The organism is Nocardiopsis mangrovi, assembly GCF_042653925.1.
GTDB classification, from domain to species: domain Bacteria; phylum Actinomycetota; class Actinomycetes; order Streptosporangiales; family Streptosporangiaceae; genus Nocardiopsis_B; species Nocardiopsis_B mangrovi.
On the sequence record NZ_JBHSFQ010000012.1, the window covers coordinates 155,937 to 164,499 of the forward strand.

An 8,563-nucleotide genomic window follows, 5' to 3' on the forward strand; every position below is an offset into this window, starting at 1 on the left:
GGCCGTCACGTCGCGGCGAGGCCGCGGAGGGCCAGGTCGATCTGGTGGTCCATCGCGCCCGGTCCGGAGGCGGCGAGCAGCTGGGCGATGCGGATGAGTCCGAGCAGCTGGTAGGCGATGTCGTCGGCGGTCACATCCGCGGCGAGGGTGTGGTCGGACCGGGAGCGGTCGACCGCCTCCCGGCCGATCGCGGTGAGGTGCGCGAGGCACCGCCGGAGGTCCTCGTCCGCCGGCGCCCCGGCGGCGAGGAGGTCGACCATCGCCTTGTTCCCGGCGAGGTGCCCGACCGTCGCGGTGAAGACCCCGCGGAGGCCCGTGATCGCGGAGACGCCCTCGGGGAGCCGCGCCTGCGCGAGTTGGGCGAGGTCGGTCCCCGTGGCCGCCTGCACGAGGTGCTCGCGGGTGGGGAAGTGCCGGTAGAGGGTGCCGACGCCCACGCCGGCCGCCGCGGCGACGGCGCGCATGTCCACCGCCATGCCGCCGTCCCGGAAGGCCGCTTGCGCGGCCGCCAGGATCCGCTCCCTGTTGGCGACGGCGTCGCGCCGCTGCTTCCGGTCCTCTCGATCCCCTGCCATCCCCTCACTATAGCAATTCGGAACATCGGTTCCGATTAATGCTAACCTGATGCGGAACACATGTTCCGGAAGAGTGGAGGCGGAGCCATGAGGACGATCGTGATCACCGGTGGGACCGACGGCATGGGAGCGGCGCTGGCACGCCACTTCCTGGCAGCGGGCGACCGCGTCGTGGTGGTCGGGCGCAGCCGCACCAAGTTCGAGGCGCTGCTCGCGACCGTCGCGGACGACGACCGGTCGGCGGCGTCGCGCGCGGAGTTCGTCGCGGCCGACCTGTCGTCCGTCGCCGACAGCCGCCGCGTGGCCGAGCGGGTGCGGGCGGACCACGAGCGCATCGACGCGCTGGTCCTCGCGGCCTCGTTCATCCGGCAGCGCCGGCACACCACCCCCGAAGGGCACGAGGCGTCCTGGGTGCTGTTCTTCGTCTCCAAGTACCTGCTCGTCACGGGGCTCGCGGCCAACCTCCGCGCGGCCGGGCGGCCGGTCGTCGTGAACACGGCCGTTCCCGGCGCGCGGGCCGACGCGATCGACTTCGACGACCTGGAGATGACCGAGGGGTTCACCTTCGCCCGGTCCAACGCCCAGCAGCGCCGCGCCAACGAACTGCTCGGCATCCGCGCCACCGCCGACGATCCGGGCCTCACCTACGTGACCTGGGGCCCGTCCCGGCTCGTCCGTTCCGGCTTCGCCGGCGACGCCGGGACGGGCATGAAGGTCGCCGCGGCGGTCCTCGGACCGCTGGTCGGCCAGCGCCCGGACGCCGCGGTCCGCCCGATCATCGGCATCATCGACGCCCCCTCCCCGGGAAGGGCCGCCTACCGCGGCGCGAAGCGGCTCACCCCCGCCGCCGGCGACCGCGACGAGGCCGACGCCGCCCGCCTGGCCGCGGCGGTCGAGCCCTGCGGAGGGCGGGCGCGCCCGAACGGCCGCGGACCGGCACCGGCGGGTGAGCCCGACGGGCGCCGCCCCCACCATGCACCTGCTCGACGGCCGAACAGGGCGCCCCCGTGACCCGGCGGGTCCGCGGGCGCCCCGGCGCTCAGTCGTCGGCGCGGGTGTCGACGACCTCGCCGGTGGCGTCGAGGAGGACCTCGTACTCCCGGCCGTCGGCGCCGTGCACCTCGACGTCCCAGCCCTCCCACCCGTCCTCGCGGGTACGCTCCACCTCGCCGGCCCGGGCGCCGTCGCCGACCGCCGCCTCGGCCGCCGCGGCGACCGCGTCGCGGTCGGCCTCGGGCCGGTCGCCGGTGTCCTGCCAGGGCGCGGGGCCGCCCTCGTGGTCGCGGTAGGACGCCCCGTTCACCGTGTACACATCGGCGTCGTCCCGGTCGCCGTCGTCGTCGTCCTCGTAGCGCACCCCGAGGGTGACCTCACCGCCCTCCAGCCCACGCAGGACGTCCAGGACCGGCGCCGAGGCGCCCTCGCCGTCGAGGCCGGGGACCGCCGGGTCCGTCAGCAGCCACTCCTCGGGGCCGAAGTCGACCTCGACGCCGGACACGTACCAGTCGTCGACGTCGTCCCCGGCGCTCAGCACGCCCTCGAGCTGTTCGAGCCCGGCCACCGGCTGGGTCGACGCGGTCTGGTCCGCCGGGCCGCCGCCCGGCGCCTCACCCGCGGTGACCCCGCTGACCCGGATCGGCTCGATCGCGTGCTCGGGATCGTCGGCCAGCAGGTAGGCGCCCGTACCGAGGGCCGCCAGTCCGGCAACCGAGGAGAGGACGATCGTCGTTCGGCCGCGCATGGTGCCTCCTTGTCGCAGTGGTTTCCGGTTCCAGCATCCGGCGCCGCGATGATCGGGGGCTGAAAGCGACCTGAAGCCTGTTTTCAGGTTGCGCTCAGGGACGGTCCAGCGGCGCGTGAGACGCTGGGGCCATCCGGCGGGGAACGGGCGGGGCGGGGGCTGCGGCGGTGGCGATTCTGGTGGTGGAGGACGAGCAGGGGATCGTCTCGTTCGTGCGCCGTGGCCTGGAGACCGCCGGCCACCGCGTCCTGGTCGCCTCCGACGGTGTCGACGGGCTGGCGATGGCGCTGTCGCCCGATGTCGAACTCCTGATCCTCGACCTCGGGTTGCCGGGCATCCCCGGCGAGGAGCTACTGCGCCGGCTCCGCCGGCGACGCCCCTCGGTGCCGGTGATCGTGCTCACCGCCAAGGACGCCGTCAGCGACCGGGTCGCCAACCTCGACGCCGGAGCCGACGACTACATGGTCAAGCCCTTCAGCCTCAGCGAACTCCTGGCCCGCGTGCGGGCCCGGCTGCGCTCCGGCGGCCAGGAGCGCGGCGACGTCCTGGCCGCCGGCGGGGTGACCCTCGACCTGGGGGCGCGCACCGCGTCGGCCGACGGCCGCACCGCCACCCTCTCCGCACGCGAGTTCGCCCTGCTGGAGGTGCTGATCCGCCACCCCGGACAGGTGTTCTCCCAGCCCCGCCTGCTCGACCTGGTGTGGGGGTACGACTTCGACGGGGCCTCCAACGTGGTCGAGGTGTACGTCAGCCAACTGCGCCGCAAGCTCGGGGCCGAGCGCATCGAGACGGTACGCGGTGTGGGCTACCGGCTGGCCGACGGTGCCCGGTGAGCCTCACCGGCCGCGTCATCCTCAGATCGCTGCTGGTCATGGCGCTGGTGATCGGCGGGGTGGCCGTACTCACCTACGAACTGGTGCGCGTGTCGGGCCGGGCCGACGTCGACCGCCTGCTGCGTGAGGAGGCCGAGCTCCTCGGCGACGCGCTCGCCGACCGGCTGCCCTCCGCCGCGGGGCTCGACGGCGTGGTGTCCGGGCCCGAGGCGGAGCGCGCCGCCCGCCAGGCGCTCGCCGTACGGCCCAGCGGGGCCCGCCACGTGTCCCTGGTGACGGTCGACGGCGTACGCCTCCAGAGCGCGGGCGGTCCCGCCCGCGTGGCCGCGCTCATGCGCGGCGGCGACGCGCCGGAGACGCAGAGCGGCCTGCGTACGCTCGACACCGGCGCGGGGCCGCTGCGGGTCCTGGACGCCTCCGTCGTGGACGAAGCGGGTACGGCCGTGGTCGTGGTCACGGTCGCCGCACCGCTGGACCCGAGCCGGGACGAGGCCGCCACCGTGCTGCTGCGCGCCGCGCTGGCCGGCGGGGTCGGCGTCCTCGGCGGCGGGGTCGCGCTGTGGCTCGTGGTGCGGCGCACGCTGCACCCCGTCCGGGAGGTCTCGGCCGCGGCCCAGGCGATCTCCCCCGATGACCTCACCACCCGGGTCCCCGTTCCGGCGACCCGCGACGAGATCGCCGAACTGGCGACCGAGATCAACCAGATGCTGGCGCGCATCGAGCAGTCCGATACGAGCCGGCGCCGTTACCTCGCCGCCATCTCCCATGAGGTGCGCACGCCCCTGGCCGTCGCGGAGGGCCACTTGGAGCTCTTGGGCGGCCCGGAGGCGGCGGTGGTCCGCGGCGAACTCGACCGGCTGCGCGGCGTGCTGGAGGACCTCATGGCCGTCGCCCGGGGCGGCGACGAGATCGACGCCCGCCGCGAGCCGGTGTTCCTGCCCGACCTCTTCGACGCCGTGCGCGCCCGGGCGGAGACGCCGCCCCACGCCTCCGCCGTCACCGTCGACGCGCCGCCGCCCGAGGTCCTGCTCGGCGACCCGGCCCGCCTCGAACAGTGCCTGGCCAACCTGATCTCCAACGCCGTCGACCACAACCCGGCGGGCACGCGGGCACGCGTGGCCGCGCGGGGCGGGGACGACGCGGTCGCGCTGACCGTGGCCGACGACGGCCCGGGGATCGATCCCGACGTCCTCCCCCACGTGTTCGAGCCGTTCGTCACCACACGCACCGACGGGTCGGGGCGGATCGCCGGCTTGGGGCTGGCGATCGTGCGGTCCCTCGTCGCGGCCCAGGGCGGAACGGTGGGGATCGACAGCGGACCGTCCGGCACAACGGTCACGATCACCCTCCCCCGCGCCACCGCCTGAACACCCGCGGCCCCACCCCTGGCGGCCGGGACGGCCGGACCACCCCTCACCCTGCGGCCGATACCGGAAAGCCACCGGTCCACCCGCCCTCGACCGCCGACCCGCAGCACGGCCGAACCCCGCGCCCCGCCACCGCATACCCGCGTGCGGCGGCCGGAGCACCCGCCCGGCCGCCGCGGACGACCCGCCGCGCGACCGGGCCCCGGCTCCCCCGGGCGGCCGGACCGCTCACCCCACCCTCGGGCCGGCCGGCGACACGGCCGGACTCCGCACCACGTCGTGCTCGCCCGCCACGGCGGCCTCCGGGAACCGCGTGTCCCGCCGCGCGTGTACGCGCCTGAGACGAGAACGGCGGGCGGCCTCCGGCCGCCGCGTGCCACGCGCCTCCCGGTGGCGGCGCGCCCTTCCCGCCGCGCGCCGCGCCTCCGCCCGGGCGCGGGCCGCCCTTCGCGCGCTTGGGGCGAGTGTCGGGGCGGGCCGGGGCGTCGACCCGGGCGGATGATGGGAGCGCGGGGCGTGCGGCCGAGGCGGAGGGGGGACCCTGTGGCGGCTCTCGCGCTGGTCGTGATCCTGGGTGCGGTCATCCTCGTGTGCGGTGCGCTGTCGCGGCGCACCGGCGTGGCCGCCCCGGTGCTCCTGCTGCTCGCCGGCATCGCGCTGGGGTTCGCGTCCGAGCTGCGCAGGGTGCACCTGCCGCCCGAGCTGATGCTGCTGGTCTTCCTGCCCGTCCTGCTCTACTGGGAGGCGCTGACCACCTCGCTGCGGGAGATCCGGGCCACGCTGCGCGGCATCGTCCTCAACAGCACGCTGCTGGTGGTCGTCACCGCCGCCGCCGTCGCGGCCGCCGCGCACGCGCTCGGCCTGCCGTGGGGGCCGGCCTGGGTCCTGGGCGCCGCGGTCGCGCCCACCGACGCCACCGCGGTCGGTGTCCTCGCCCGCTGCCTGCCGCGCCGCACCGTCACCGCGCTCAGGGCCGAGAGCCTGGTCAACGACGGCACCGCACTCGTCCTGTACGCCATCGCCGTCGGCATCACCATCGGGGCCGAGCACCTGAGCATCGGGAACATCGGCCGGCTGGTCGCCGTCGCCTACATCGGCGGCATCGCCATCGGCGCGCTGATCTCCTGGCTCGGAGTCCGCATCCGGCGCCGCATAGAGGATCCGCTGCTGGGCAGCGTGCTGATCCTGCTCTTCCCCTTCACCGCCTACCTGCTCGCCGAACTCGCCGGGGCATCCGGCGTCCTCGCCGTGGTGGTCTGCGGGCTGGTCATGGCCCAGGTCGGCCCGCGCATCGGGGCCGCCGCCACCCGTCAGCAGACCATCGCGTTCTGGACGCTGGCGACCTACCTGATCAACGGGGCGCTCTTCGTGCTCGTCGGGATCGAGGCCCAGTCGGCGGTGCGCGGCCTGGTCAGCACCGATCTGCGGACGGCGCTGATCGGCGTCGGCGCCGTCTACATCGTCATCGTCGCCGTTCGCTTCGCCTTCCTCGTGGTCGCCGCCTACACGATCCGCCTCGTCGACCGCCGCCCCCAGCAGAGGCTGCGCCGGATCAGCAACCGTGCCCGCGCCGTCAGCACCATGGCCGGGTTCCGCGGCGCCGTCTCACTGGCCGCCGCGCTGGCCGTGCCCGCCACGCTCTCCTCCGGAGCGCCGTTCCCGGAACGCGACCTCATCGTGTTCATCACGACCGGCGTCGTCGCGCTCACCCTGGTCGTCCAAGGGCTCCTCCTGGCACCCACCGTGCGCTGGGCCCGGCTGCCCGGGGACAGCGTCACGCAGGAGCGCCGGCTCGCCGAGGTGACCGCCGCGGAAGAGGCCCTGGACGCGCTGCCCGAAGTCGCGGCGAACCTCGGTACCGACCAGGCCGTTGCCGATCGCCTTCGCGGGGAGTACGAGGAGCACCTGGAGATCCTGCGCGCCCGCGACACCGGCGAATCCGCCGACGACGAGATCCTGCGGCTCGACAGCGAGTACACCCGCCTGCGGCTCGCCCTCCTGAGCCGCAAGCGCGCCACCGTCGTCCGGCTCCGCGACCAGCGGCGGATCGACGACACCGTGCTGCGGCAGATCCAGACACGCCTGGACATCGAGGAGATCCGCCTCTCCCGCATCGACCCCTCGATCGGCTAGGCGTCGGAGCGGGCACCCAGAGTGTTGCCGCCCTCACCGCACGCGGGCACACCACCGGAGGGGCCCGTGCTCCCGTGGTGTGCGGGCAGCGCGGGCCCCTCCGGGGGCGCCGGGTCAGGCGTGGGAGTCGGGGTGCAGGCTGTAGCCGGGGAAGTTGCCCGGGAGGCGCTCGTTGCCGGGGCCCTCCGTGACGGCGTGGACGAGCAGCTCGCCGCCGACGAAGGCGCCGCGCCAGGAGTCGCCCCAGCCGCCGAACAGCTCGTCGCGGTCGCCCCGCGAGCGGGGGCGGTTGATGCCGACCTTGAACGCCCGCACGCCGCTCGCCAGGCGCTCGGCGGTCTCCCGGTCGTCGCAGGAGACCGTGGACACCAGAGCGCCGTTGCTCGCGTTCATCGCGGCCAGCAGCTCGGCCTCGGTGTCGACCAGGACCACGGAGTCGACGGGGCCGAACGGCTCGGCGTGGAACAGCGGGGAGGAGCGCGGGGGCTCCAGGAGCGCCACCGGGGCGACGTAGGCGTCGGTGTTCTGGCCCGGGAGCAGGCGGGCGGCCTCCAGCGACCCCCGGTACAGGGGCGCGGCGCCCCGGGAGACGGCGTCGGCGACCTGCTGGGTGAGGTCCTTGGCCTTGGCGGCGTTGATGACCGGGCCGAAGTCGAGTTCGGGCAGGGCGTCGTCCGCGGACTCCACCGCCAGCGGGTGCCCGAAGCGGACCGCCGAGGCGGCCGGGAGGTAGGCGGCCAGGAAGCGGTCGAACAGGGAGCGCTGCACGATGAAGCGCGGGTAGGCGGTACAGCGCTGCTTGGCGTAGTCGAAGGTTTTGCGGACCTGGGCGCTCAAGGTGTCCCAGTCGCTGAACTCCCAGACGCCCCAGCAGTTGAGGCCCTCCTGCTCCAGGATGTGGCGCTTGCCGAGGTCGGCCAGTGCAGTGGCGACCTGGCCGCCGGTGTCGCGCCCGCCGACGAAGGAGACGCAGCCGATCTCCGGGGCGCGGACCAGGACCGGCGAGAGGTCGCGGCCTCCCCCGCTGACCAGGGTGAAGGGCAGCCCCTCGCGTGCGGCGAGCGCGACCGCCAGGGTCAGGCAGACCAGCCCGCCGTCGGTGGGGGTCTTGGCGATCGCCGCGTTGCCGGCCAGCGCCTGCACGCACATGGCGTGGGCGAGCACGCTCATGGGGTAGTTCCAGCTGGCGATGTTGCTGACGGGGCCGTCGAGCGGGGCTCGCCCGTCGAGCATGCCGCCGATCTCGTCGAGGTACCACTCGACGCCGGAGATCGCGCGGTCGACGTCCTGGCGGGCGAGCCGCCAGGGCTTGCCGATCTCCCACACCAGGGCGAGCGCGAGCAGGTCGCGGTGCTCGCCCCAGGCGTCCAGGGTCGCGCGGACGCGGGCGCGGCGCTGCGCCAGCGGGACGGCGCGCCACCTGCGGTGCTCGTCGGCAGCGGCGCGGACGGCGGCCTCGGCGGTGTCGGGGCCGACCATCGGCAGGCTGGCGATCTCGGTGCCGTCGACGGGCGAGAAGGCGGCGCGCGGCGCGCCGTCGGCGCGCCACTCACCACCCCAGTGGTTGTGCACGCGGTCGGCGCCGAACGCCTCAGGGGCGACGGCGCGGCAGCGCTGGTAGACGGTGGCCCATTCGGTCCCGGGCTTGAGCATGAGCGTCATTCGACTCTCCTGCGGTGAAAGGGGTGGGACGCTTGCTGCAACCGGTCCTTCGACGGCCGCATTTCGCCGGTTCGCGGAAACATCACGTGAATGTGCCGGCGCCGGATGTTGCCGCGCTTTTGACGAGGGCGCGGGCGAGTTCGGCGGTTTCGGTGGGGGTCTTGCCGACCTTCACCCCGGCCGCCTCCAACGCGTCCTTCTTCGCCGCCGCGGTCCCCGCCGACCCCGACACGATCGCGCCGGCGTGCCCCA

Annotated in this window: 7 protein-coding genes; 4 read left to right on the forward strand and 3 right to left on the reverse strand. The window is 75.0% G+C overall.

Annotated elements, in window-relative coordinates; all coding sequences use genetic code 11:
- Nucleotides 1-5: 5 nt before the first annotated feature.
- The gene (locus ACFO4E_RS14515) at nucleotides 6-575 is read right to left on the reverse strand and encodes a TetR/AcrR family transcriptional regulator (RefSeq protein ID WP_378574809.1); all 570 of its coding nucleotides are present in this window, start codon (nucleotides 573-575) and stop codon (nucleotides 6-8) included.
- An 87-nt stretch (nucleotides 576-662) separates the two neighbouring features.
- Between ACFO4E_RS14515 and ACFO4E_RS14520 the strand changes: the two genes are divergently transcribed.
- A complete protein-coding gene (locus ACFO4E_RS14520; RefSeq protein ID WP_378574811.1) occupies nucleotides 663-1,586 on the forward strand; it encodes an SDR family NAD(P)-dependent oxidoreductase in 924 nt (307 codons plus the stop codon).
- A gap of 28 nt (nucleotides 1,587-1,614) precedes the next feature.
- Here the strand turns inward: ACFO4E_RS14520 and ACFO4E_RS14525 are convergent, their stop codons facing one another.
- On the reverse strand, nucleotides 1,615-2,316 hold the full coding sequence (locus ACFO4E_RS14525; RefSeq protein WP_378574813.1) for a PepSY domain-containing protein: 702 nt from the start codon (nucleotides 2,314-2,316) through the stop codon (nucleotides 1,615-1,617).
- 167 nt (nucleotides 2,317-2,483) lie between these two features.
- Here ACFO4E_RS14525 and ACFO4E_RS14530 point away from each other — a divergent pair, with 167 nt between their 5' ends.
- The 3 genes from ACFO4E_RS14530 (at nucleotide 2,484) to ACFO4E_RS14540 (ending at nucleotide 6,649) form a co-directional block, all read left to right on the forward strand.
- A complete protein-coding gene (locus tag ACFO4E_RS14530) occupies nucleotides 2,484-3,149 on the forward strand; it encodes a response regulator transcription factor (RefSeq protein WP_378574815.1) in 666 nt (221 codons plus the stop codon).
- Nucleotides 3,146-4,516 carry a sensor histidine kinase gene (locus ACFO4E_RS14535; RefSeq protein WP_378574817.1) on the forward strand — a complete coding sequence of 457 codons (1,371 nt, stop codon included), beginning with the start codon at nucleotides 3,146-3,148 and terminating at the stop codon, nucleotides 4,514-4,516. The genes ACFO4E_RS14530 and ACFO4E_RS14535 overlap by 4 nt, the downstream gene beginning before the upstream one ends.
- A 543-nt stretch (nucleotides 4,517-5,059) precedes the next feature.
- On the forward strand, nucleotides 5,060-6,649 hold the full coding sequence (locus tag ACFO4E_RS14540; protein ID WP_378574819.1) for a Na+/H+ antiporter: 1,590 nt from the start codon (nucleotides 5,060-5,062) through the stop codon (nucleotides 6,647-6,649).
- A gap of 114 nt (nucleotides 6,650-6,763) precedes the next feature.
- On the opposite strand, the gene ACFO4E_RS14545 is transcribed toward ACFO4E_RS14540, so the two are convergent.
- A complete protein-coding gene (locus tag ACFO4E_RS14545) occupies nucleotides 6,764-8,311 on the reverse strand; it encodes an aldehyde dehydrogenase family protein (RefSeq protein WP_378574821.1) in 1,548 nt (515 codons plus the stop codon).
- Between the last annotated feature and the right edge of the window lie 252 nt (nucleotides 8,312-8,563).